Origin of the sequence: Pseudomonas sp. MF6776, from assembly GCF_016613125.1 — a bacterium.
Lineage (GTDB): Bacteria > Pseudomonadota > Gammaproteobacteria > Pseudomonadales > Pseudomonadaceae > Aquipseudomonas > Aquipseudomonas iridis.
The window spans coordinates 228,938-252,583 of the sequence record NZ_JAENSQ010000003.1; the positions used below are offsets into that span (position 1 = coordinate 228,938).

Annotated in this window: 19 protein-coding genes and 1 pseudogene; 10 read left to right on the forward strand and 10 right to left on the reverse strand. The window is 59.8% G+C overall.

What is annotated here, in order from left to right; all coding sequences use genetic code 11:
• Nucleotides 1-16: 16 nt before the first annotated feature.
• Both JJD74_RS04840 and JJD74_RS04845 read right to left on the reverse strand, forming a co-directional pair.
• Nucleotides 17-1,351, reverse strand: coding sequence for a membrane protein (locus tag JJD74_RS04840; protein ID WP_042559925.1), 1,335 nt, complete (start codon nucleotides 1,349-1,351; stop codon nucleotides 17-19).
• A complete protein-coding gene (locus tag JJD74_RS04845) occupies nucleotides 1,348-2,928 on the reverse strand; it encodes an amino acid adenylation domain-containing protein (RefSeq protein WP_234451657.1) in 1,581 nt (526 codons plus the stop codon). Before JJD74_RS04845 ends, JJD74_RS04840 begins: the two co-directional genes overlap by 4 nt.
• Before the next feature lie 269 nt (nucleotides 2,929-3,197).
• On the opposite strand from JJD74_RS04845, the gene JJD74_RS04850 reads away from it, so the two are divergent.
• Both JJD74_RS04850 and JJD74_RS04855 read left to right on the forward strand, forming a co-directional pair.
• Nucleotides 3,198-3,704, forward strand: coding sequence for a sigma-70 family RNA polymerase sigma factor (locus tag JJD74_RS04850; RefSeq protein WP_042559927.1), 507 nt, complete (start codon nucleotides 3,198-3,200; stop codon nucleotides 3,702-3,704).
• Nucleotides 3,701-4,456 carry an anti-sigma factor family protein gene (locus JJD74_RS04855; RefSeq protein ID WP_047301998.1) on the forward strand — a complete coding sequence of 252 codons (756 nt, stop codon included), beginning with the start codon at nucleotides 3,701-3,703 and terminating at the stop codon, nucleotides 4,454-4,456. The genes JJD74_RS04850 and JJD74_RS04855 overlap by 4 nt, the downstream gene beginning before the upstream one ends.
• A 43-nt stretch (nucleotides 4,457-4,499) precedes the next feature.
• On the opposite strand, the pseudogene JJD74_RS04860 reads toward JJD74_RS04855, so the two are convergent.
• Nucleotides 4,500-4,661, reverse strand: a pseudogene (locus tag JJD74_RS04860) (Csu type fimbrial protein); the annotation flags it as partial.
• Nucleotides 4,662-4,734: 73 nt separating this feature from the next.
• Here JJD74_RS04860 and zapE point away from each other — a divergent pair.
• Nucleotides 4,735-5,865, forward strand: coding sequence for a cell division protein ZapE (gene zapE, locus JJD74_RS04865; protein ID WP_200611844.1), 1,131 nt, complete (start codon nucleotides 4,735-4,737; stop codon nucleotides 5,863-5,865).
• A 126-nt stretch (nucleotides 5,866-5,991) separates the two neighbouring features.
• On the forward strand, nucleotides 5,992-7,305 hold the full coding sequence (locus JJD74_RS04870; protein ID WP_200611847.1) for a leucine-rich repeat-containing protein kinase family protein: 1,314 nt from the start codon (nucleotides 5,992-5,994) through the stop codon (nucleotides 7,303-7,305).
• A gap of 125 nt (nucleotides 7,306-7,430) precedes the next feature.
• Here the strand turns inward: JJD74_RS04870 and JJD74_RS04875 are convergent, their stop codons facing one another.
• On the reverse strand, nucleotides 7,431-8,135 hold the full coding sequence (locus JJD74_RS04875; RefSeq protein WP_042559931.1) for a YebC/PmpR family DNA-binding transcriptional regulator: 705 nt from the start codon (nucleotides 8,133-8,135) through the stop codon (nucleotides 7,431-7,433).
• Between the two features lie 221 nt (nucleotides 8,136-8,356).
• Between JJD74_RS04875 and JJD74_RS04880 the strand changes: the two genes are divergently transcribed.
• Nucleotides 8,357-9,772 (forward strand): type VI secretion system Vgr family protein, encoded by a 1,416-nt coding sequence (locus tag JJD74_RS04880; protein WP_200611859.1) that lies wholly within the window; start codon nucleotides 8,357-8,359, stop codon nucleotides 9,770-9,772.
• A 61-nt stretch (nucleotides 9,773-9,833) separates the two neighbouring features.
• Here JJD74_RS04880 and JJD74_RS04885 read toward each other — a convergent pair whose 3' ends face one another.
• Together JJD74_RS04885 and JJD74_RS04890 are read right to left on the reverse strand one after the other, a co-directional pair.
• Nucleotides 9,834-11,225 (reverse strand): FAD-dependent oxidoreductase, encoded by a 1,392-nt coding sequence (locus tag JJD74_RS04885; RefSeq protein ID WP_047302008.1) that lies wholly within the window; start codon nucleotides 11,223-11,225, stop codon nucleotides 9,834-9,836.
• Nucleotides 11,226-11,298: 73 nt separating this feature from the next.
• On the reverse strand, nucleotides 11,299-12,624 hold the full coding sequence (locus JJD74_RS04890; protein ID WP_200611861.1) for an MFS transporter: 1,326 nt from the start codon (nucleotides 12,622-12,624) through the stop codon (nucleotides 11,299-11,301).
• Between the two features lie 269 nt (nucleotides 12,625-12,893).
• Here JJD74_RS04890 and JJD74_RS04895 point away from each other — a divergent pair, with 269 nt between their 5' ends.
• Nucleotides 12,894-13,766, forward strand: a complete 873-nt coding sequence (locus tag JJD74_RS04895) for a LysR family transcriptional regulator (protein WP_200611863.1) — start codon at nucleotides 12,894-12,896, stop codon at nucleotides 13,764-13,766.
• 121 nt (nucleotides 13,767-13,887) lie between these two features.
• On the opposite strand, the gene JJD74_RS04900 is transcribed toward JJD74_RS04895, so the two are convergent.
• Nucleotides 13,888-14,748 carry a LysR substrate-binding domain-containing protein gene (locus tag JJD74_RS04900; protein WP_042559936.1) on the reverse strand — a complete coding sequence of 287 codons (861 nt, stop codon included), beginning with the start codon at nucleotides 14,746-14,748 and terminating at the stop codon, nucleotides 13,888-13,890.
• 112 nt (nucleotides 14,749-14,860) lie between these two features.
• Here JJD74_RS04900 and JJD74_RS04905 point away from each other — a divergent pair, with 112 nt between their 5' ends.
• Both JJD74_RS04905 and phnX read left to right on the forward strand, forming a co-directional pair.
• Nucleotides 14,861-15,970 carry a 2-aminoethylphosphonate--pyruvate transaminase gene (locus JJD74_RS04905; RefSeq protein ID WP_042559937.1) on the forward strand — a complete coding sequence of 370 codons (1,110 nt, stop codon included), beginning with the start codon at nucleotides 14,861-14,863 and terminating at the stop codon, nucleotides 15,968-15,970.
• Between the two features lie 140 nt (nucleotides 15,971-16,110).
• Entirely contained in the window at nucleotides 16,111-16,938 is an 828-nt protein-coding gene (phnX, locus tag JJD74_RS04910) for a phosphonoacetaldehyde hydrolase (RefSeq protein ID WP_200611865.1), read from the forward strand.
• 112 nt (nucleotides 16,939-17,050) lie between these two features.
• Here phnX and JJD74_RS04915 read toward each other — a convergent pair whose 3' ends face one another.
• From JJD74_RS04915 to JJD74_RS04925, 3 genes are all read right to left on the reverse strand, one after another.
• Complete coding sequence (locus JJD74_RS04915; RefSeq protein ID WP_200611867.1) at nucleotides 17,051-17,656, reverse strand: hypothetical protein; 606 nt, start codon at nucleotides 17,654-17,656, stop codon at nucleotides 17,051-17,053.
• Between the two features lie 369 nt (nucleotides 17,657-18,025).
• Nucleotides 18,026-18,946 (reverse strand): 1-aminocyclopropane-1-carboxylate deaminase/D-cysteine desulfhydrase, encoded by a 921-nt coding sequence (locus JJD74_RS04920; protein WP_200612059.1) that lies wholly within the window; start codon nucleotides 18,944-18,946, stop codon nucleotides 18,026-18,028.
• Nucleotides 18,947-19,111: 165 nt separating this feature from the next.
• Nucleotides 19,112-21,151 carry an NADPH-dependent 2,4-dienoyl-CoA reductase gene (locus JJD74_RS04925; protein WP_200611870.1) on the reverse strand — a complete coding sequence of 680 codons (2,040 nt, stop codon included), beginning with the start codon at nucleotides 21,149-21,151 and terminating at the stop codon, nucleotides 19,112-19,114.
• A 208-nt stretch (nucleotides 21,152-21,359) separates the two neighbouring features.
• Between JJD74_RS04925 and JJD74_RS04930 the strand changes: the two genes are divergently transcribed.
• Nucleotides 21,360-22,487, forward strand: a complete 1,128-nt coding sequence (locus JJD74_RS04930) for a carbon-nitrogen hydrolase family protein (protein ID WP_200611873.1) — start codon at nucleotides 21,360-21,362, stop codon at nucleotides 22,485-22,487.
• Between the two features lie 3 nt (nucleotides 22,488-22,490).
• A complete protein-coding gene (locus JJD74_RS04935; RefSeq protein ID WP_042559942.1) occupies nucleotides 22,491-23,531 on the forward strand; it encodes an AraC family transcriptional regulator in 1,041 nt (346 codons plus the stop codon).
• The last annotated feature ends 115 nt before the right edge of the window (nucleotides 23,532-23,646 follow it).

The window sequence follows — 23,646 nt, forward strand, 5'->3', positions numbered from 1 at the left end:
AAATATCGACGCGGTGTCAGGAATCCCAAATAGCGCCGTAAGCAGGAATACCCCTGGCTTCCATTTCCTCGACCACGCGTTCCGTCAATGTCTGATTGGATATGCAAATCACTGCCTCCGCGCCGAACGACTGCACCGCGCAATACGCCAGCTTCACCAGGTCCGGTTTCCCTGACACATCGGTGTCCCAGATCAGTGCATCGGGCTGCGCCGCGAGAATTTCGTCCACCAATGCGTCGCCATAAGTGGCTCTGGGACTTCGGGTCGACCAGATCAGGCGGATGGGTATTTGTTTGGCCAACAAGTGCGGCAACACCGGGCCAATCCCGCTGCCGGTGGCGATATACACCACTGCTTTGAACAACGTTTCAATGTGCGCCACCCCTGCGGTCGTAATACCTTTGACCCAGACGTGGGTCGGCGCCTGCTCGATGAAATCGCCCGTCCAGTCGCCCGCCCGGGAAATGATCAGTCGGAAACCCTCCTCCCCCGGCGCAGGAATATTGGCGAACGAATGCCATTCCCACAGTGGGTTGCGACTGATCGCAGTGGCTGAACCGGCAAACGGTGTGTGGTGATCGAACCGGGCTATCACCGCGTGGGAGGAAAGCGGCACCACACTGACAGGGACTTGGCGCAACCGCAGCCACGGCAAAGTAATGCTGAATGTCACCAGCAACAGCATCCAGAACGAGGCAGATCGCAAGAGGACATCCGTCAGCGCAGCCGTGGGATGTTGCTCCCTGAGAAACACCAGTGTCATCGCCCAGAACATCGCGAGCGCGGCCCAACCGGCGAAGCGGTGGGTGCGCTCGAAAGCATTATGAAAACGCGCGCGAATGATCGGCAGCGCCATGATCGCCACCAGTAAAAGCAGCACGAGCAAGCCGCCGCTCAGCACGATCAGGGTCAACGAAACGCCGCCCGGGCCTTCAAATTTCAGCCAGACCATCGAGCCGAACAACAGCGCAAACCAAACAATGGCTGCCATCGCGCCACCGCTGTGCAGACCACCGAAATGGTAGACCTTGGCCAACGACCGGCGAATCGCCAGCGGCCAGGACGTCGGCGCCCGGGTCGCCAGCCAGAACAAGCCATTGATGACGTACTGCTGCCGAATCAGTATCGCCATCGACAAGTTCGCGACGACCAACCCGGACAGCGTTTGCAAAGCAACGCCTGAAGTCGACCACCACCGCCCGATGTTCAAACCGTAAACCAGGGCTGCAATGTTGCCGGCGAACACCAGCAACACCAGACGGTTGTAATGCGAGAACATCGGCAGCGTTCCCAAACGTCGCCACAATGCGCGCCGGGCCGGTAACACGATCGTCGAATCGGTGCCGTTCATGCCTGCACCTGCTGCTCGGCGCGAGCGTGTTGTACCTGATGTGCTACGGCCCACTGGAGCAACAAGCGCTTGTCGACCTTGCCTCGTGATGTCAGCGGAATATGATCCACAGCGAGAATCAACGATGGCACGCAATAATAAGCCAGGCGCTCCTCGCAACGTTTTCGCGCAACTTCAACGTCTGTGATGGCGGGATAGACGAAGGCCACCAGATGGCGACTGTCGAGCTTGAGGGTGACCGCGCGCTCACAGTCCGGCGCAGACTCCAGTGCCGCTGACACCGAGTCAAGTTCCACCCGAAACCCCCTGACCTTGACCTGATCATCGACACGCCCCAGGTGTTCCAGCTCACCGTCCGCCGTCCAGCGTCCCAGATCCCGGGTACGGAACATCAAACGTCCCTGCCCCAGAAACGGATCGGGCCGATAGCGTTCGTTGGTCAGTTGCGGATTTCCCAGATAACCGGCGGTCACGCAGTCACCGCCCGCCCACATCTCTCCCTGCTCGCCCGGAGCGCAAAGCTGGCCGGCGTCGTCGAGTACATAAACCGTGTTGTTGGGCGTTGGCTTGCCGATCGTCAACGCACCCGCGCCGCGATAGTGCTGCATGGTATTGACGATGGTGGTCTCGGTCGGCCCACAGGCATTATAAAAAGTGCAAAACGCCGCCCAACGATCCGCCAGCGGTTGTGGGCAGGGCTCGCCAGCCAGAGCAACCACTTTTACCTGACGGCAACGGGCAGGATCGAGCGTAGCGAGAATCGACGGTGTCGCAATCAACACGTCACAGCGCTCGGCGGTTTGCGCGATGTCTTTGCCGCGGATCAACAGCGTTGCTCCGTTGGCCAGACAACCCAGCACTTCCCAGGCCGCCATATCAAAAGCGATGTTCAGGATCTGGCCGACCTTCAGGCCCGGCCGCATACCCAGATTGCCGGGCTCGGTGAGCAAAATATTGCACACGTTACGCTGCGTCACGCGAACGCCATTGGGCAGTCCGGTTGTGCCCGAGGTGAACAGGACAAAGCACAGTGAGTCCGGCGATGACGTCGTGCCACACCTATTCAAGTCGTCGCTGGCGACACTCGGCACCTGAATGAATTCATCCAGGTGGATGCACTGTTGATCCGTGGTCAGAGGAATCGCCCGCGCCAGTTCGGACAGTGTCAGTACGACCCGAACCTGAGCGACCGCCATGATATGACTCAGCTGCGCTGCGGGGGTGATGCCGACGTGTTGAGGAATATAGGCCGCCCCGGTTTTCAGCACGGCCAGCATGCCCACCAGCATCGGGATCGAACGCTCGACAAACAGCGCCACATGATCGCCCGGGCCCACACCTTGCTTGAGCAATGTCGTGGCGAGTCGATTAGCCTGACGGTTCAACTCGCCGTAAGTGATGGACTGGCCCTGATATTCGGCCGCGATTGCTTCAGGCCGGCCAGTTGCTTGCAGTTCGATTGCGCGATGGATCAACGTAGCGTCAGGCTGGACGCTCGGACCGCAGCCGAAGCGTTGCCATGGGTTGGACTCAACGAACGGATTCGGCTCCGCGTTCGATGTCGACCGGTTATTCATCGCAAATGCTTGCATGAGATTTCCCTTTCCTTTTTTCAACGATTTCTTTTTTCACGTTCGGCTCCGCATCCTTGGGTTGCGCCGATAGCCAACGTGATTGACAAATGGGTTGAGCAGGGAAAGTTGAATCCATTACACGGCTTACAAATCGCAGCGAACTATCCTACGAAGAAGGGAGAAAAAATTTTCAAATCGGCGGATGGAATAACCATCCTTGAGGGACGTCTTTCTTCTCAACATCGCCTTTCGGCAAAGAGCAGCCCCTCGCCATGAACGAGCTAGACGAACAACTGCGTGAACTGATCCCCAGGCTACGGCGCTTTGCCGTTTCGTTGACGCGCAATAGCAGCAGCGCCGACGATCTGGTGCAGGCGTGCCTTGAGCGGGCCCTGTCGAGTTGGGGCGGCAAGCGCGCTGACGGTGATCTGCGGGCCTGGCTGTTTTCGATCCTCTACCGGCAGTTTCTCGATGCCCATCGCCGCTCGCGCCGTCACGCGCGGATGCTTGAGTTTTTCACCGGTCGCGACGATGCCGAACCGTCGACAGAGCGCACCGTGATCGCCCAATCGACCCTGCAAGCGTTCGACCGACTGCCCAGCGAACAGCGCGCGCTTCTGCTGATGGTCTCGGTTGAGGGCCTTTCCTATAAAGAGGTCGCCGAGATTCTCGACACCCCGATCGGCACCGTGATGTCGCGCCTGTCCCGCGCCCGCCAGGCTTTGCGCCAACTCAGCGACGGCGAAATCATCAGTCCTTCTTTGCGGATACTCAAATGATCAGCATGCCTCCCAGCGAGCGTGACCTGCACGCCTACGTCGACCACCAACTCAGCGACACCGACCGGCGCGTGCTGGAAACCTGGCTGGCCAACCATCCAGACGAAGCCGCGCAGGTTCGTGGCTGGCAACAGGACGCCCAGCAACTGCGTGCGGCACTGAGCGGTGCATTGCAGCAACCGGCCAATCCGGCGCTTGATCCGGCGATGATTCGTCTGCGCCGCCAGCGTCAGTCGCGCCGCCATCTGGCCAGCGCGGCGGTGCTACTGATCGCGGTGAGCGTCGGTGGTTTCAGCGGTTGGCAGGCACGGGAATTGACCCTCGTGCGAACCTCCGCGTTACCCATGACCGACGCCCTGCAGGCCTATCGGTTGATTGCCCAGCAAGGCATGCTGCCCGCGGATTACAAGGTCGATGGTGCTGGCGACATGCAGCGCTGGCTTGATCGTTATTTCACTCAGGTCAGTCGCTTGCCAGATTTGACGGCGGCGGGGTTTGAGCCCGTCAGCGGGCGCTTGCTGAGTACCGATGAAGGGCCGGCGGCGATGGTGATGTATGAAGATGCGAGTGGGCACAAGGTCAGTTTTTATGTGCGACCGCCTGGGCCGAAAAACACTTTCTTGCCGAAGGGCAGTCGCAGTGATGGGGATTTGCAGGCGGACTACTGGTCAGGCGGTGGTTACAACTATGCGATGGTCAGCCCGGTTGATACGCCGGCCGCACCACTGCTCAAGCAATCGCTGCAATTCTGAAAATCAACGCAGGAGTGGTCGGTTCAAAAGCCCACATCCAGCACCACGTGACCATGACGTCCAGCAAATCCGAATAGCGACTGACCCGTGGCACTTCGGCCAGACTTTTGATCCGCGCGTACTGCGGCAGCTCCACCTTGCCAGCCGTGTAGCAAACCTCACCAACGCCGCCGTGCAAAATGCCATCGACGCGCACGGTAGCAGGCCAGCGGCGCGCCCGGTTAAACTACGCCGCGGCGCTCCTGGGCGCCGGCTCGCTGAACACGGAGTAAACCAAAGTGCCCGCCCATCCGCCGAAACGATCGCGACTGACCCAGCGCTGGCCGGTGCTGCGCCGTTTGTTCGGTAAAGGCACGCCTGCCAAAGCAGGCCATGACGCCAGCGCCCAGTTGATCCGCGATTACTTCCGCCACAAGGCCAACGGCCAGGGTTACACCCTCAGCCACAGCCAGCTGCGAGTGATCGACTGCATGGCGCAGCAGGCCAGTCTGTTGTTCGACGCAACAGCGCCAACCCCACCGAGCCTGTATCTGCACGGCAGCGTGGGGCGCGGCAAGAGTTGGCTGCTGGATGGCTTCTTTCAGGCGCTGCCGATCACGCAGAAACGCCGCCTGCATTTCCATGAGTTTTTCGCGCAGTTGCATCAAGGCATGTTCAGCCATCGCGAACAGGACGATGCGTTGGCCATAACGCTGGATGAACTACTGCTGGACTGTCGGGTACTGTGTTTCGACGAGTTTCATGTGCATGACATTGGCGACGCAATGCTTATCACCCGCCTGTTCAAAGCGCTGTTCCAGCGGCGGATTCTGCTGTTGGTGACCTCCAACTATCCGCCCGAAGGCCTGCTGCCCAATCCGCTTTACCATGCGCGATTCAAACCGGTGATCGAGCTGATCAACTCGCGCATGCAGGTCATGGAGGTCGGTGGCCCTCACGACTACCGCAGTCAGATGCGCAACCATGCGCATCAGGTTTTCACTCAGGGACGCTACGTGTGGCCAGCCACGCCCGCTCAGCGTGAGGCGCTGAACCTGCCGACGGAAGATGCACCAGCCATTTCGTTAACCGTTGGCACCCGGCCGATTCGCGCACGTTTTTGCGAGGATCGCCGCGTCGGCTTCACCTTCGCTGACCTGTGTGAACAGCCGACGGCGGTCATGGACTATCTGCAATTGTGCCGACGCTTCGACCACTGGATCATCGACGGGCTGCCGGAGCTGGGCGGATGCTCGATTGCCGCACAGCAGCGGTTCATCAATTTGATCGACGTGCTCTACGACCAGGACAAGCACCTGACCTTGCTCGGTCGGTTGCCACTGGGCGAAAGCCTGGCGGGTCAGGTTATCGATCTGGCCCGCACCCGCAGCCGGCTGGGGCAGTTGCAGGAAGAACACAGCACGGACTGACCGGCATCAATTCCCTGTGGGACCCCCACCATTAAAGCCGAGTCAAGATCCGATAAAATTTCAAACCACAGCTTTACCGCTATCATGTCGCCCATTCCCAGCGACCCTCTATTTGCGAATTCCTTCATGCATACCCTTGCTCAATTGCGCGCCGGCGAATTGTCGGGCATCACGCGGCTGGACCTGTCCTGCGGCCTGACCGAGTTCCCGGCAGAAATCTTCGATCTGGCCGACACCCTGGAAATCCTCAATCTGAGCGGCAACGCCTTGAGTTGCCTGCCGGATGACCTGCATCGTCTGACTCGATTGCGCGTGCTGTTCTGCTCCGACAACCAGTTCACCGCGCTGCCCGCCTGCCTTGGCCAATGCACGGCGCTGACGATGATTGGCTTCAAGGCCAACCGCATCGCCGACGTCCCTGGCGCCGCCCTGCCACCGCTGCTGCGCTGGCTGATCCTGACGGACAACTGCATCGACACCTTGCCAAGCGAACTGGGTGAACGTGCGCACCTGCAAAAACTCATGCTGGCCGGCAATCGCCTGCAATCGCTGCCGTCGTCGCTGAGTAATTGCCACCGACTGGAACTGCTGCGCATCGCCGCCAACCAGTTGACCGAGTTGCCACACTGGCTGCTGACGTTGCCGAGCCTGACGTGGCTGGCCTACGCTGGCAATCCGCTGGAAACCGAAGCCGACGCCGCGGCGCTTGAAGCCACGCCGCAGATCGACTGGTCGGCGCTGCGTCTGGAGCAACAACTGGGCGAAGGCGCCTCCGGGGTCATTTACCGTGCGACCTGGCAACGCGCCGATGGTGCTGTGACGCCGGTTGCGGTGAAGCTGTACAAAGGCGAAATGACCAGCGATGGCTCACCACTGCATGAAATGAACGCCTGCATCACGGCCGGGTTGCACCCGAATCTGATTCGAATTGAAGGTCGCATCCACGGCCATCCCGACGGCCAGCAAGGTTTGGTCATGCAACTGATCGATCCGAGCTTTGCCAACCTGGCAGGACTGCCGAGCCTGGCGTCCTGCTCGCGGGATGTCTATGCCGAGGATCGCCGCTTCAGCGCACAGGTTGCACTGCGCATTGCCATGGGCATTGCGTCGGCAGCGGAGCATCTGCATCAACAAGGCATCACCCATGGTGATCTCTACGGACACAACATTCTGTTGAACGATCAGGGTGACTGTTTACTGGGGGATTTCGGCGCAGCGTCGTTTCATTCCACCACCGACAGCATGGAAACGCGGGCCCTGCAACGCATCGAAGTACGGGCGTTCGGGGTCTTGCTGGGGGAATTGCTGGCGCGGATCGACTCGGGACTGAGTAATGAGCGACGTGAGGTGCTTGAAGAGCTGGCGCGGCGTTGCTCTCAGGCCGATGTGCTGGGGCGGCCGGGGTTCAGTGAGGTGATTGAGGTATTGCAACAGCTGTGACCGCTGTACGGTCAATCGCTGGCAGGCTAGCTCCCACAGGGTATATGGCGATCACATAGTGTGTGCACGACGCCATACCTGTGGGAGCGGGCTTGCCTGTGTGGCGGCTCTACTGAGTAAACAAATCAGCCAGCCAGACCCACAAACATATCCTGCACGTCATCATGGTTGTCGAGGCCTTCGAGGAACGCTTCAACCTCAGCCATCTGCTCATCGCTCAAGCCGCTGACCGGGTTTTTCGGCTGGTAGCCGAGCTTGGCCGACAGCACGGTGAAGCCTTGTTCCGGGAGGGCTTTCTGCACCGCGTCGAGGTCGGTCGGATCGGTGATAAACAGGGTCGCGCCCTCTTCACCCGGCTCAAAATCCTGGGCACCGGCTTCGATCGCTGCCATTTCCGGATCGGCGTCCGGAGTGTCTGCCGAGGCTTCGATCATGCCGACGTGGTTGAAGTCCCAGGCAACCGAACCGGAAGCGCCCAATTGGCCCTTGCGGAACGCCACGCGAATTTCCGCCACGGTGCGGTTGATGTTGTCGGTGACGCACTCGACGATCAACGGCACCTGGTGCGGGGCGAAACCTTCGTAGGTCACGCGGTGGTATTGCACGGTTTCGCCCAGCAGGCCCGCGCCTTTCTTGATTGCGCGGTCGAGGGTTTCTTTCGGCATCGAGGCTTTCTTGGCCTGTTCGACTACCAGACGCAGGTGCGCGTTGGTCGCGGTATCGGCACCGTTACGCGCAGCAATGGTGATTTCTTTCACCAGTTTGCCGAAGATCTTGCCCTTGGCATTGGATGCCGCTTCTTTGTGTTTAACCTTCCACTGTGCGCCCATTACTCACTCTCTTGATCTGTGGCGCCGAGACATCTATTGGCCGACGCGTGGCGCCAAGTTTATACGGCCTAAAGTCGGCAATCGACCAAAAAAATCCAATGTTGAATCGACATCTTCGCCGGACCTTGTAGGGCGATTCTGAAAACCACCTTTGACATGACCATTCAGCGCTGCGGTTTCGTACCCTCTGAGGCCCGTATCGCCTGACAGAGCCTGTGCGAATGCTCAATGACAAGGAAAGTCCGTTTACCCTCACCCTGACCGACAGTGGATTATGCCTGCCGGTGGTGCGTTTCAATGGCGAGGAAGCGCTCAACCAACCCTACCGCTTCGACATCGAACTGATCGGCCTCGCCCCCGCCGTGACGCCGGGCACGCTGGTGCAGCAGCCGATATTTCTGCGTCTGGACGACCATCACGGCATTCACGGCATGATCGACAGTGCCAGTTGCGAACATCGCGGAGCGCACCGCATCGGTTATCGACTGATCGTGGCCCCGGCGCTGCAACGGATGGCGCAGCCGAGCAAACGGCGGGTGTTCGTGCAACTGAGCGTGCCGCAGATTCTTGAACGGTTGCTCGCTGAAAACGCCCTGCCGGCCGACAGTTACCGAATTGAAATGACCGTGGGTCAGTATCCGGTGCGTCCATTTTGCGTGCAGTTCGAGGAAAGCGATCTGGCGCTGCTACACAGGCTTTGCGAAGAAGAAGGCATCCACTATCACTTCGAGCACAGCACCGACGGGCACCTTGTCGTGTTCGCCGATGACAGCCTGAGTCTGCCGCAAGAACCGTCACTGGTGCCGTTCATGGAGGATGAACAAGCGTCCTCGCCCTGTGTCAGCTCGTTGTACCAGCACCACCACGCCGCGCCCATCCCGACGCTGCATGCCGTGCGCAATCGAGGGCTACAGACTGCCGACGGGGATGCGGCCAATCAGCCCCCGTCAAAACCGTCACTGCCGATGCCTTCGCCGCAGCAACGCCACAGTGAACAACGCAGTCGTCGCCATCTGGAACGACAACGTTGCCAACATCGGTCAATCAATGGCCGCAGTGACTGCATCGGTTTGTTCAGCGGGCACTTGTTGCAGGTGACGGAACATCCGATCAGCCAATTCAACGAACAATGGCGGATCACCCGCCTGCGCCATCACGGGCAACATCCATCGATTCTGGACCCGGCAGCGACGGTGCACCGTTACTACAACGATTTCACCGCCCAACCGTGGTCAACCGACTATCGCCCGCCACTTCAGCAACCGCGGCCGAGCATTGCGGGCTATCACCTGGCGCAAGTGCTGGGAACTCCGGGGCAACCTGCGCGGCTCGATGCGCAAGGGCGGATCGCCGTCAGGTTGTGGCCATCGCAACCGCAATCGCCCCCCGTCGCCGACACCGACACCGACACCGAAGCCATCTGGCTACCCATCGCCATGACCCGGGCCAACGGTCGAATCGCGCCAGATGAATTGCCCAGCGTAGGCAGTGAAGTGTGGGTGAGTTTTCTCGACAGCGATCCGGACCGACCGATCCTGTGCCTGGGCAACACACGCAATCCCACACCCCGCGAAACACCGTCCGCGACTGACAGCAGTCTGTTGCTCGACTGGCTGCTCAACGGTACCCACCTGTGACCTGAAACTCTGTAGGAGCTGGCGAAGGCAGCGCCTACAAGATTTGGGTGTTTTGCGGTTATCAGCCCTTGTCAGCCTTGCCTGCCGCCGCGGCAAATTTGGCCAGGCGCACGTCCAGATGCCGGGGCCGGTGGCCATGGTCTTCGGCGCGCTCCTTGCGGCGGATGGCGTTACGCACCATCAACGATCCCAGGTAGCGGATTGGCTCCGGCGGGAAATAACCCATCGGCCCGTTGACCAACGGCGAGCGCGTCCACGGATTGTCCAGCCCCTGCACCAGTGACGCCAGAATCTGCCCGCCCATGTGACACGGGCCGACGCCGCTGCCGGAATAGCCGAAACCGTAAAACACATTGCCACTGCTGCTCATCTGCCCGAAGAACGGCAAACCGGTGACCGAGCGATCTGACGGGCCGTTCCAGGTCGCGTCGACTTTGACATCGGCAAACGCCGGGAAAAAATCGCCCAGGCTCGTTTTGAGCAGGTCCGCGTACGGCGATGGCTGATCGAACACCGGCAACATCCGCCCGCCAAAAGCGAAGGTGTTACCGCCCTTGCCGAGCATGATCCGGCCATCCGGGGTGTTGTGGTAGTAGTGCACGAAAATCCGTGAATCGAGCACGGTGACCCCACTGGTCAAGCCGATTTCCTGCAACAGATCCGGACGCGGTTCGGTGATCAGCATGTCGCTGGAAACAATCGCCACACTGCGTTCGAATTGCGGGAAGGCGCGGGCCATCCACGCGTTCATCGCCAACACCACGCGGTCTGCCTGCACATTGCCGTTGGCCGTGCGAATGCGGGCTGGTCGGCCCTCCTCCAAACCGGTCATTGCCGTGTTTTCGTGAATTTTCACGCCCAACTCCAGCGCTACACGGCGCAACCCGCGCACCAGTTTGCCGGGTTGCACACTGGCTGCTGCCGGCGAAAACCAGCCCTCCAGATGCTTGCTGGAACCGGCCATGCGCTGCACATCAGCGACCGGACGTTGAGTAAACGAGTTGATCCCGTTGCGCTCCAGCGCAGCGATTACCGCGTCAGTCGAACCGACCTGCGCACGGTTGGTCGCGGTATAAAGCGTGCCATCGAGCCGGTAGTCGGCATCGACGCCGTACTGCTCGCAGAACTCGCCGATCGCATGAATGCTGCGTTCGGATTCCTTGACCAGACGCACCGCTTCTTCAACGCCGAACAAGCGCTCAAGCGTAAAATATTTGGCCGACCACGACAGCGCACACCCACCGTTACGCCCACTGGCGCCGGCGCCGCAGATGTCGGCTTCGATCAGCAGCACATCGAGTTCGGGGTTTTGTTGCTTGAGCATGATCGCCGTCCACAACCCGGTATAACCACCGCCGACGATGCACACGTCGGTGCGCACTTCGCCCTGCAGCGGCGGGCAGGTTTCGGAGGTGTCGGCCTGCAGGGCCTGCTCCAGCCAAAACGGTCTCATGGGTTTTCTCCAGTCAGTTGGCCACGACACAGCCTGCCGCGAACACCGCAGCAGGCCGCGAGGCAAAGGGGTTTCAGTTACGCAGAGGTTTGATCGTCAAGGGGCAGTTGGGGATGGACGCGCGCGGCTCCATGAAACCGACCGGACGGCTGTTCCAGTGCGGAATCAAAACCAGCGCCGAGAACAGTGCGCAACCGGCGAAGACGATGAACACCGTCACCGTGTCGAAGTAGCCCGGCAGCAAGCCGCCAAGCACGGCGCCGACCGAGCCGCAGCCGTTGACGAATCCGGCGGCGGTGGCCCCGGCCTTGGCTTTGCCGAAATCGATGGCGGCCGCGCCGCTGATCATCGAGTCGGGTCCGTACAGGGTCAGGCCCATGACAAACAGCAATGCCACAACCAGCAAAACACTGCCGCTCTGCAAGGCAGCCATGAACAGCGCCAGCGTCACCGTCAGCGCCAGCAGACTGATCACACAGGCTGGCATGCGCCGAGCGCCGAACAATTTGTCCGACGCCAGACCGATCATGATCGGCCCAAGCAGCCCGGCCAGCTCGAACGAAGTGGGGATGATCGCCGCACCCACCTTGCCGACGCTGGGCATCTGTTCAAACACGATCACCGGGCCCCACAGCAGGATCGCGTAACGCGCCGGTTTCAACATGAAATACGCCAGGCCCAGCACCAGCACCGTGCGATTACGCAGGATTTCCTTCAACGGCTCCCAAACGCTGAGCTTGCTGTTGGCTTCGGTCTCTTCGGCGCTTAACACAGGCTCCGGTTCCACCGCCGGCAGGCCGACATCTTCCGGTTTATCGCGCTGGAAGATAAAGAACAACACCGCCACCACCGCCACCACTGCCGCGCTGGAGAAAAATGCCGCGTGCCAGCTGCCGACGAGCGTGTAAGCCCACCAACCGGCGAACGGCGACGCCACCAGCCCACCAAATGCGTAGCAAGAACTCCACAAGCCGAGCACTCGCCCGCGCTGCTTGGACGGGAAGAAGCTGCCAAGGTTTTTACACAACCCCGACCATCCCGTGGACTGCGCCAACCCTTGAATCAACATACAGGTGGCGAAGATCGGCAGCGTGGCGAAACTGCCCATCACCAGTGCCGCTGCTGCAGAAATCAGCAAGCCTCCGAACACAACAACCCTTGGGCCGAAGCGGTCAGCGAGCATGCCCCAGGTGAATTGCCCGATGGCGTATGCCGCCAGATAGATGGCATCGAGGTTGGCCATGGTCATTTTGTCGAGCATGAAATCTGGATCTTCGCCGATGCCCAGTTTGGCCACCGAGAATGCTTTGCGAGTGAAATAGAAAGCGGCGTACGCGAGCCATGTGATAGCAAAAATCTGCATGCGCCAACGCGCAATGGTGCCGATGTGCTTGTTCATTGTGGTTCTGACCTCAGGGTGTGAGTGTGCCGGCAGAATCGTTAAGTAAACGCCTGTGTTTTTTATTGTTGAGCACTGCGATATCACCCCATCCCTATGGCGATACCGGTCAGATGAGTCCTGCTGTTGCACGCACAGGCTCATGGCCAGCGCCGCTGTTCGATCGAGCAGTCGGCGGTGGCGTGAGCCGATCAAAGCAATTACTGTTTAATAAATAAAATCGATTTATCGTATTTCACACATAAGCTCAGCTTTTAACTGGAGCGACCATGTCAATTTCCCACGCCCAACTCAAAGCGTTCCACGCCGTGGCCGTGCATGGAAGCTTCACCAAAGCCGCTCAGCGTCTTTTTCTCACGCAACCGGCGATTTCCGACCAAGTGCGCAAACTCGAAGAACGCTTTGGGGTTTTGCTGTTTCATCGCAACAAACGTTCGGTACGCCTGACCGATCTGGGCGAACGCTTGCTCGCGATCACCCAGCGCCTGTTTGTGATTGAAGCGGAAGCACAGGAGTTATTGCAGGAATCCCAGGCGTTGCAGACTGGCAGCCTGATTCTGGCGGTTGATGCGCCGGTGCATGTGCTGCCGCAGATCGCGCGGTTCTGCGAGCGCTTTCCAGGCATCAACGTGAAAATCGAGACCGGGAACACCGACGAATCATTGTTTCGCCTGTTTAACTATCAGGCCGATCTGGCGCTGCTGGGGCGTGATGTCAGCGATGAACGCTTGTTGTGCGTACCGCTGCGCAACGATCCGATGGTGGCGTTTGTTTCGCGCAATCACCCGTGGGCCGAGCGCGAGTCGATCTGCCTGGCGGACCTGGATGACACGCCGCTGGTATTGCGCGAACACGGTTCGGTGACCCGGCAAACGCTTGAAGAGGAAATGGCTCGGGCGGGGTTTCGCATTCGTCCGGCGATTCAGGTCGAAGGCCGGGAAGCGGCGCGCGAGGCGGTGGTGGTGGGGATTGGTGTGGGCGTGGTTTCAGCGGCTGAGTTTGGCGCCGACTCAAGGGTTTGCGCGTTGCCGATCACCGACTGCACCCGACGCTTGACCGAAACTTTGGTGTGCTTGCGCGAACAGGGTTCGCGGCGGGTGGTGGCGACGTTTCTGGATATGGTTCGCGAGAGTCTTGTGTGAACGGCGCAGGCCCAATCGCTGGCAAGCCAGCTCCCACAGGTTTCTCTGGTGTACGCACAATTTGTTAAAGGCTGAAACCCTGTGGGAGCTGGCTTGCCAGCGATGAGGGCGCCACGGTTTATCAGGCTGGCGCCAATCCAAAAAACGCCTGAATCAAGCGCAACTCCCGCCGCCGCTCCATGCAACCGATCATGTGCCGATTGACCAAGCCCTCCCCGACAATCGGAATCGCCACCACCCGTGGGTCGTGGCTGACTTCCACCGATGACACCACGCCAACGCCCAGCTGCGCGGCGACCGCCTCGGTCACCGCCTCGCGACTATCCAGCTCCAGCAACACGCGCGGATGAATCGACGCCTGCGTGCAGGCCAGATCAAATGTGCGCCGGGTAATCGAACTCGGCTCACGCAACACCATGATCACCTGATCCAGTTCCTTGAGTTTCACCTCTGTGGCGCGCGCTGCCCACGGATGCCCCGCCGGCACCAGTGCGCAAATCCGCGACTCGCTCAGTGCTTGCAGATGCAGTCCCTTGCGCGGCTCGACTTCGGTCAGCACCGCGACGTCGGCGTGTTCCGACAATAACGCCGCCAGCGTTTCCTGGGCATTGCCCAAACGCAGATTCACCGTGATCCCCGGATAGCGCGCACGCAGACTGGCCAGCATCGGCATGACCATGTGCGGGCCGTCCGCCGCCACTTCCAGCCGCCCGGTCAACAACTGGCGGTTGGCCTCCAGCATGGTTTGCGCTTCTTCCGCCAAACCGAACATTGCGCGAGTGATCGCCGCCAGTTTGGTGCCTTCCTCAGTCAACTCCACCCGTCGCGCGGTGCGTCGCAACAACGTGATCTGGTAATGCTCCTCCAGCGCCTTGATGTGCCCGGTCACTGCCGGCTGGCTGATGAACAACCGTGCGGCGGCGCGGGTAAAGCTGCCCTCGCGCGCCACGGCATCGAAGGCGCGCAGCTGAAACAGGTTCATGAATAACTCTCACTGATGGCTGGCATAACAACAAACAATTTGATTGATGCAACGGCAAATTGCAACTTAGGCCCCGTAGCTTCATCCCACAGCGCTATCCGAGGACACACGAATGAGTACCGCCGAACCCATCCTGCTCACTCCCGGCCCGTTGACCACTTCGGCCCGCACCCGCCAGGCGATGATGGTCGACTGGGGGTCATGGGATGACCGCTTCAATCAACTGACCGCCAGCCTCTGCGAGCAATTACTGGCGATTCTCAACGGCGCCGCGACCCACCACTGCGTGCCATTGCAAGGCAGCGGCACTTTCGCGGTCGAGGCAGCGATCGGCACACTGGTGCCACGCGACGGCAAAATACTGGTGCTGATAAACGGCGCCTACGGCAAGCGACTGGCAAAAATCTGCGAAGTGCTGGGCCGCTCGTTCAGCACTTTCGAGACCGCTGAAGACGAACCGACCACCGCCGCCGACGTCGACCGTCTGCTGCGCGCCGACAGCACTATCACTCACGTCGCGCTGATCCACTGCGAAACCAGCACCGGCATTCTTAATCCGCTGGCGGAAATCGCTCACGTCGTCGAGCAACACGGCAAGCGCCTGATCATCGACGCCATGAGCTCCTTCGGCGCGCTGCCGGTGGATGCGCAGCAAGTGCCATTCGATGCGCTGATCGCCGCGTCAGGCAAGTGCCTGGAAGGCGTGCCGGGGATGGGTTTTGTCTTCGCACGCAAAGAGTCGTTGGCCGCAGCCGCCGGCAATTCGCACTCACTGGCGATGGACCTGTTCGACCAGCACGCCTACATGATGAAGACCGGGCAATGGCGCTTCACCCCACCGACCCACGTGGTCGCGGCGCTGCACGAAGCCCTGCTGCAGTACAACGAAGAAGGTGGCCTGCCGGCGCGGCATGCGCGCTACGCCGCCAACTGCCAGGCGCTGATGGAAGAGATGGGCAAACTCGGTTTGCGCAGCTTTCTGCCAGCAGCGATTCAGGCGCCGATCATCGCAACGTTCCACGCGCCGAATGACCCGCGTTATCAGTTCAAGGATTTCTACGAACGGGTCAAGGCCAAGGGCTACATCCTCTATCCCGGCAAACTGACTCAGGTCGAAACCTTCCGCGTCGGCTGCATCGGTCATGTCAGCCCGGACCAAATGCGCCAGGCCGTGGCGGCGGTGGGCGAAGTATTGCGCGAGATGGAAGTGTTAGAAATCTAACCCCCCCTAATACCTATGGGAGCGAGCCTGCTCGCGAATGCGGTTGAACATTCAACATTGATATCGACTGATCTGACGCCTTCGCGAGCGGGCTCGCTCCCACATTTGAATTGCATTGCCAACACAGGATTTTCAACATCATGAATTACACCAACCCAACCAAGCTGCAAGCCGCCATCCTCGACTGGGCCGGCACCGTGGTCGATTTCGGTTCCTTCGCCCCGACGCAGATCTTCGTCGAAGCATTCGCCGAATTCGACGTTCAGGTTTCCATTGAAGAGGCCCGCGGCCCGATGGGCATGGGCAAGTGGGATCACATCCGCACCCTGTGCGATCAGCCGCAGGTGGCCGAACGTTACCGCAAAGCGTTCGGCCGCACGCCGACCGACGATGACGTGACCGCCATCTACGAGCGCTTCATGCCGCTACAAATCGAGAAAATCGCTGAACACTCGGCGCTGATTCCCGGTGCCCTGGAGACCATCGCCAACCTGCGCCAGCAAGGCATCAAGATCGGCTCCTGCTCCGGCTACCCGAAACAGGTAATGGAGAAAGTCGTCGAACTGGCCGCCACCAACGGCTACATCGCCGACCACGTGGTCGCCACCGACGAAGTGCCGAACGGCCGCCCTTGGCCAGCACAGGCATTGGCCAACGTCATCGCGCTGGGCATCGACGACGTCGGCGCCTGCGTGAAGATCGACGACACCGTCCCGGGCATCCTCGAAGGTCGCCGCGCCGGAATGTGGACCGTGGCGCTGATCTGCTCAGGCAACGCGCTGGGCCTGGATTACGAGGGCTTCCGTGCCTTGGGCAGCGATGAACTGGCCAGCGAACGCGCGCGTATCCATGCGCTGTTCGAAAGCTCGCGCCCGCATTACATGGTCGACACTATCAGCGATCTGCCGGAAGTGATTGCCGACATCAACAAACGTCTGGCCAACGGTGAAATGCCGCAATCCTGCTAACTTGCAATAAAAAAACACCGCCGACTTGAGAGCCAGTCGGCGGTGTTTCTGTTTTACTGATCGAGACGCAGAGCATCACGAAACTTTACAATATGACCAACCCCACAACTTATTACGAGACAAGGTTACCTTGCGCATCGTAGGTCAGGCCGTCCGGATACTTGATACTGCCATCAGGAAGTTGTTCTGTTCCATCTTCCCAAACAATGCGGCCATCCGGATGTTCGATCGTATTATCCGGCCAGATAATGCGGCCATCAGGAAACTCGACACGGCCGTCCTGGTGATGGATAACGCCATCGGGACCCTTGAGCAAGTTCTTATTCGTATTGACCAGACTGCCATCGGGAAGGGACGCAGAGCCATCAGTATTGAGGATTCCGCCCAAACTGATAATAAGTGTCGCCAGAGCAACCGGATCAATATTGAAGTTGATGGTCGGCCAAGGCATGGGTGGCTTTTTCGTTACAACAGGCCCGACAGTGCCGCCGGTAATTACAGGTTTGGTGAGCGAGCCGGGCTTAACGGGCTTGACTGGCCCAATCGGCTTGACCGGCTTGACGATTGGTTTGAGTGGTTTAACAGGCTTGATGAGAGGCTTGACCGGCACTACAGGTTTGAGCGGAACTGGCTTGCCCACTGGTTTCGGTTTGGAGACAGGTCGTTTGGCCATGGCCTTTTTAATAACATGAGCGTTTTTATTTTTATCAGAAAACATAAATAATCCACTTGAAAAATCAAACAATATTAACACCCCAAGCAATTACTTTTACCCGAGGACTTGCCCACACAATAAACAGCACGACATAACCAGGCAATCCGAAGTCAAATACAGAATATAAACAACAAGCCGTAACACCAACACTCAGCCATCAAACCCAAACTTCAAAAACAATTAACAGCCATTAAATTCAGCCACTTCACGCATCGCCATAGAACACATCCAAATCGCACTAGTACATTGAGCAAAACTCAGACCACTCAGCGCAAAAACGCGCCATCGGGTTGAGCCCAGGCAGGGGTGGTCCCGGCCGAGACACAGCAGCGGCTCTCTTTGGCCATCGATAGATCCCCTGCCCACAAAAGCTCAACTTACAAGAAGGTTGTGGGAGAACCCCCGTCGTCCCTGCAATCCACCTGTATGCACGAAGACCAAGCGTGTGCCGCTGGCAAATTTACCCGCCTCGACCTGCTGTTTGAGCGCCAGCAACGCCTTGCCGGTGTACAGCGGTTCCAACGGCACGCCGCTGTCCAGCTCGGTCTGTGCAATGAACGCCAGCAATGCCGAATCAACCTTGGCAAAACCACCGCGACTGGCATCGATCAACTCATAGTCAGCCCTGCGCCGGCCGGATTCCTGCAGGATCGACTCGACTTGCGCCGCCACGCCGTGATCCTCAGGCACCGCCAACGCGCCGTAAACCGGATGCGCCCCCGCCTCGGCGAGTGCCAGCCCGGCCAACGTTGTCCCGGTGCCGCAGGCCAGCCACCAACCGTGATAATCGTTCCAACCCAAATGGCTCAATTGCGCATCGGCCTGCGCCTTGATTGCGGCACAACCCAGCGCCCCGGCTAATCCGCCACCGCCCTCCGGCACCGCATGCAGAGTTGGATAACGCGCCTGCCACGGCTCCCAGAACCCCGGATCATGTCGCGCCCGATAACCGCCATAACCCAGCCAATGCAGGTGCATGCCGTACGCTTGCAGATCAGCGACAGTCGGCGTTTGTTGTGGATGACCGCGCAGCAGCCCTGCCGTTTTGAACCCTAGCCGTTTACCCGCCGCCGCCAGCGCGTGCAAATGATTGGAGTGCGCGCCGCCGAGACTGATGATGCCTTTGGCACCGTTGCGATCGGCGGCTTTCAGATGTTCAACGAGCTTGAACCACTTGTTACCGCTGATCAGTGGGTCGATTTGATCGAGGCGCAGGATGGCGACTTCAACATTGGCGGCGGTGAGCCAGTCGAGTTGCACGAGTTCAAGAGGAGCTTGCGCAGGCAAAAACATAAGCACCGCATGACCTGAAAAAGATCACAGTCTACCAGCCAAAAAAACCCTTGTAGGAGCTGCCGCAGGCTGCGATCTTTTGATCTTGTTCTTGAAAAACAAAGTCAAAAGATCGCAGCCTTCGGCAGCTCCTACAGGGTTTGGTCCGTTACCGATAGCGGTTGATCAGAGCTCTGCAGCCAGACGCGACCCTTGATTGATCGCACGCTTGGCATCCAGCTCCGCCGCCACATCAGCACCGCCGATCAGGTGCACGTTTTGCCCGGCCGCTACCAGGCCATCGTGCAGTTCACGCAAAGGGTCCTGCCCCGCGCAGATCACGATGTTGTCCACCGCCAGCAACTGTGGCTCGCCGGTTTCGCCGATGCGGATGTGCAGGCCTTCGTCGTCGATGCTCAGGTATTCAACACTGTTGAGCATCTGCACCTGCTTGTTCTTCAGCCCGGTACGGTGAATCCAGCCAGTGGTTTTGCCCAGACCGTCGCCGACCTTGGTTTTCTTGCGCTGCAAAAGGAACACTTCGCGAGCCGGCGCGTGCGGCGCAGGTTTGATCCCGGCCACGCCACCACGGGCTTCGAGTTTGGCGTCGATGCCCCACTCCTTCCAGAACGCGGCGCGATCCTGACTGGTGGCAACGCCTTCGTGAACGAGGAATTCGGAAACGTCGAAACCGATGCCGCCCGCACCAATTACCGCCACGCGTTTGCCAACCGGTTTGCGCTCGAGAATCACGTCGAGATAGCTCAGCACCTTGGCATTTTCCACGCCCGGAATCGCCGGAGTGCGCGGTGCAATACCCGTGGCGAGGATGATTTCATCGTAACCGCCGTCAACCAGTTTCGCGACGTCGACGCGGGTGTTCAGGCACACCTCGACGTTAGTCGTTTGCAGCTTGCGGTTGAAGTAGCGCAGGGTTTCGAAAAACTCTTCTTTGCCCGGCACGCGTTTGGCGATGTTGAACTGGCCACCAATTTCGCTGGCAGAATCGAACAACGTCACCTGATGGCCACGCTCGGCAGCCACGGTCGCGGCGGACAACCCGGCAGGGCCGGCGCCAACCACGGCGATTTTCTTGATTTGCTGCACCGGCAGATAGTTAAGCTCGGTTTCGTGGCAGGCACGCGGGTTGACCAGACAACTGGTGAGCTTGCCGCCGAAGGTGTGGTCGAGGCAGGCCTGGTTGCAGCCGATGCAGGTGTTGATCTCGTCAGCGCGACCTTCGGCAGCCTTGTTGACGAAGTCCGGATCGGCAAGAAACGGCCGCGCCATCGAGACCATGTCGGCATCGCCTTCGGCGAGTATCTGCTCGGCGATTTCCGGCGTGTTGATGCGGTTGGTGGTGATCAGCGGAATGCTCACCGAGCCACGCAGCTTGGCCGTGACCTTGCTGAATGCCGCACGCGGCACCTTGGTGGCGATGGTCGGAATACGCGCTTCGTGCCAGCCGATGCCGGTGTTGATGATGGTCGCCCCGGCCTGCTCGATGGCTTTGGCGAGGATGACGATCTCGTCCCAGGTGCTGCCGCCTTCGACCAGATCAAGCATCGACAGACGGAAGATGATGATGAAATTGGGGCCGACCGCCTCACGGACGCGGCGCACGATTTCCACTGGCAGACGCATACGGTTTTCGTAGCTACCGCCCCAACGGTCGGTGCGATGGTTGGTGTGCGCGGCGAGGAACTGGTTAATGAAATAACCTTCCGAACCCATGATTTCCACGCCGTCGTACTCGGCGGTTTGCGCCAGCACCGAACAGGTGACGAAATCCCTGATCTGCTTCTCGATGCCCTCCTCGTCGAGCTCTTTTGGCTTGAACGGGTTGATCGGCGCCTGAATCGCACTCGGCGCGACTTGTTTCGGGCTGTAGGCATAACGGCCGGCATGGAGGATCTGCATGCAGATCTTGCCGCCCGCCTCGTGCACCGCGCGGGTGACGATGCGATGCTTGAGCGCCTCCTCCTCGGTGGTCAGTTTGGCTGCACCGGAATACACACCGCCCTCGTCGTTCGGGCCGATCCCGCCAGTCACCATCAGGCCGACGCCGCCACGGGCACGTTCAGCGAAATACGCTGCCATGCGCTCGAAGCCACCCGGCTTTTCTTCAAGACCGGTGTGCATCGAGCCCATCAGGGTGCGGTTGCGCAGCGTGGTGAATCCCAGGTCCAGCGGGGCCAACAGGTGCGGGTAATGAGCGGCGGTCATCGGTAACTCCACAACGAGCGATCACGGAAAAAGTGCGGGAGCTCTGCGTCCCCCGTCAGTCATGTTCGACAGACTAAGAGTCGCATCGCTGTCACTCAATGACCGTAACTGACAAGTTAATGATCTAAATGCGCAGCGCCCCTTGGCAAGCCAGACCCTGGGCCCTACCCTAGTCGCCATACCCTGTACCCGGTCGTTATTGGTTTTCATGCGCAAACTTTTGTACCTGTTTTTTTCCATGGCCCTCGTTGCCGTCCTCACCACCTACGCCATGTGGGCGGCAGACCGGCCTGCGGGGCATTACCTGTCGGACCTGCGCATCAAACTGGCGGTCGATCAGGGCACGCCCGCCGACCGAGGTAATCTGCTGGGCATCCAGCCGGAACTGTTCCCCACCGACTACCAAAGCCCCGCGCGCCTGCGTCGCAAACTCGCGGCTTACTTGCAGCAAGCGCAGGATCAAGGCTTGTTGAACGACAAGACCGTGGTGGTGTTGCCGGAACATGTTGGCACCTGGTTAATGATCAGTGGCGAAAAAGACGAGCTCTATCAAGCCCCCACCCTCGCCGAGGCGATGAATTGGCTGGCGGCGAGCAATCCATTGTTGTTCGCCCGTGCCTGGCTGAGCGCCAAGGGCAAAGACCGTCTCGACGATGCTCACCTGCGCATGAAATCGCGCACCATGGCCAAGGACTACCAGGCGCTGTTCGGCGGCCTGGCCAAGGAATTTCACGTGACGCTGGTGGCCGGCTCAATCGTTCTGCCCGAGCCGAGCATCCGTGACGGTCAGCTCAAACCCGGCAGCGGTGCGCTGTACAACAGCAGCGTGGTCTTCGGTCGCGACGGTGCACCGCTCGGCCAGCCGCAGCGACAACTGCACCCGGTATTCAGCCAGCGTGATGTCATCCAGGCCAATGAAAAGACGATCAACGTTGTCGATACCCCGGCCGGGCGTCTTGGCGTACTCATCGGCAGCGACAGCTGGTATCCGGACAACTACCGCAAACTCGACGAACAAGGCGCGCAATTGATTGCCGTGCCGGCGCAGGTATTCGGTCAGGGTGCATGGGATCAGCCATGGCGTGGCTATAAGAGTTCGAGTACACCAAGCTCCGTCAGTCTCAAGCCTGGCGAAGTCAGCGAAGGCCAGGCCTGGCATCGCCTGACCTTGACCGCGCAACCGCCCAGCAGCCATGCAGTCGCCGGCATGAGTGTGTTTCTGCGTGGGCAGTTCTGGGATAAATCAGGCGCAGGCCAAAGCTTCCTCAACAGCAACGGCCAGCAGTTCGCCGACGGTGAAGCCCGTGGCGCACGTATGCTGAATATCTGGTTGTAAGCGATGAAGCCGCTGCCGATGCGCCTTGGGGATCTGTCGGTAGGTTTCGTTCATAGCCTCGCCGATGCGGTTCGCAGTCACGGCGCCGACCCACAGCCGCTGCTCGAGCAATACGCACTGGATGCGGCAAGATTGGCCGAGGCCGGGGCACGACTGTCGATTCCGCGTTACATGCGATTGGGGCATGGCGCGATTCAATTGACCGGGGATCCGGCCCTCGGCCTGCGCATGGGCCAGCTCAGTCGCTTGAGCCAGGCGGGACTGGCCGGTGTCACCGCATCACAGGCGCCTACCGTACGTGAGGCCGCTCGCTGCCTGATCCGCTTCGAACCGTTGTACGGTTCCAATTACCGCGGCCAGTCGAGCTTTCACGAGGACGCCACTGGCGCATGGCTGCGTTTCTATTCGATCAGCCCGTACAACGCCTATAACCGTTTCGTGGTGGATTCGATCATCGCCGGCTGGCTGCATCAACTGTCCAGTGTCAGCCGCGAACCGCTGCGGGCTGAACGCGTTGAAATCGAATTCGACGCGCCCGATTATCGCGACGCTTACGCTGCCCTGGGTGATTGCCCGATCCAGTTCGGCGCCGAGCGCAACCAGTTGCGCCTGAACCTGGCCAGCCTCGCCCTGCGCAACCCTGAGCACTGCCCGAGCACTTGGCGGCATCTGCTGCAACTGTGTGAAAGAGAGCTGGAGCAACTGACCCGCACTCGTAGCCTGCGCGAACGCATCACGCAACTGCTTGGGCCGTTATTGAATGGTGGCCGAGAACCCGACCTGGAAGAAGTGGCGGCACGCCTGAAGCTGCCGACATGGACCTTGCGACGCAAACTGACTGAGGAAGGCACGCAATTTCGCGCGATCCTCAACGACACTCGCCGTGATCTGGCGATGACCTACATCCGCGATACGGAACTGGCGTTCGGCGAAATCGCTTACCTGCTCGGCTTTGCTTCAGCCGAAGCATTCCAGCGAGCGTTCAAACGCTGGAGCGGCCAGACGCCGGGCGAATTCCGCCGCAGTCATCGTAAAACAGCCTGACACCTTAAAGCTCGGTAGCGTCTTCCGCCGGCTCTGGCGAATCCAGTTCGTAGGCCTGGTATTCGAGCAGTTCTTCCTGATAGTCATCCATCGCGTAATCCCCCTGCTGCTCTGT

Coding starts and splice junctions, on each gene's coding strand:
- JJD74_RS04840 (WP_042559925.1), bottom strand. CDS start 1,351: ATGAACGGCACCGATTCGACGATCGTGTTACCGGCCCGGCGCGCATTG.
- JJD74_RS04845 (WP_234451657.1), bottom strand. CDS start 2,928: ATGAATAACCGGTCGACATCGAACGCGGAGCCGAATCCGTTCGTTGAG.
- JJD74_RS04850 (WP_042559927.1), top strand. CDS start 3,198: ATGAACGAGCTAGACGAACAACTGCGTGAACTGATCCCCAGGCTACGG.
- JJD74_RS04855 (WP_047301998.1), top strand. CDS start 3,701: ATGATCAGCATGCCTCCCAGCGAGCGTGACCTGCACGCCTACGTCGAC.
- JJD74_RS04870 (WP_200611847.1), top strand. CDS start 5,992: ATGCATACCCTTGCTCAATTGCGCGCCGGCGAATTGTCGGGCATCACG.
- JJD74_RS04875 (WP_042559931.1), bottom strand. CDS start 8,135: ATGGGCGCACAGTGGAAGGTTAAACACAAAGAAGCGGCATCCAATGCC.
- JJD74_RS04880 (WP_200611859.1), top strand. CDS start 8,357: ATGCTCAATGACAAGGAAAGTCCGTTTACCCTCACCCTGACCGACAGT.
- JJD74_RS04885 (WP_047302008.1), bottom strand. CDS start 11,225: ATGAGACCGTTTTGGCTGGAGCAGGCCCTGCAGGCCGACACCTCCGAA.
- JJD74_RS04890 (WP_200611861.1), bottom strand. CDS start 12,624: ATGAACAAGCACATCGGCACCATTGCGCGTTGGCGCATGCAGATTTTT.
- JJD74_RS04895 (WP_200611863.1), top strand. CDS start 12,894: ATGTCAATTTCCCACGCCCAACTCAAAGCGTTCCACGCCGTGGCCGTG.
- JJD74_RS04900 (WP_042559936.1), bottom strand. CDS start 14,748: ATGAACCTGTTTCAGCTGCGCGCCTTCGATGCCGTGGCGCGCGAGGGC.
- JJD74_RS04905 (WP_042559937.1), top strand. CDS start 14,861: ATGAGTACCGCCGAACCCATCCTGCTCACTCCCGGCCCGTTGACCACT.
- phnX (WP_200611865.1), top strand. CDS start 16,111: ATGAATTACACCAACCCAACCAAGCTGCAAGCCGCCATCCTCGACTGG.
- JJD74_RS04915 (WP_200611867.1), bottom strand. CDS start 17,656: ATGTTTTCTGATAAAAATAAAAACGCTCATGTTATTAAAAAGGCCATG.
- JJD74_RS04920 (WP_200612059.1), bottom strand. CDS start 18,946: ATGTTTTTGCCTGCGCAAGCTCCTCTTGAACTCGTGCAACTCGACTGG.
- JJD74_RS04925 (WP_200611870.1), bottom strand. CDS start 21,151: ATGACCGCCGCTCATTACCCGCACCTGTTGGCCCCGCTGGACCTGGGA.
- JJD74_RS04930 (WP_200611873.1), top strand. CDS start 21,360: ATGCGCAAACTTTTGTACCTGTTTTTTTCCATGGCCCTCGTTGCCGTC.
- JJD74_RS04935 (WP_042559942.1), top strand. CDS start 22,491: ATGAAGCCGCTGCCGATGCGCCTTGGGGATCTGTCGGTAGGTTTCGTT.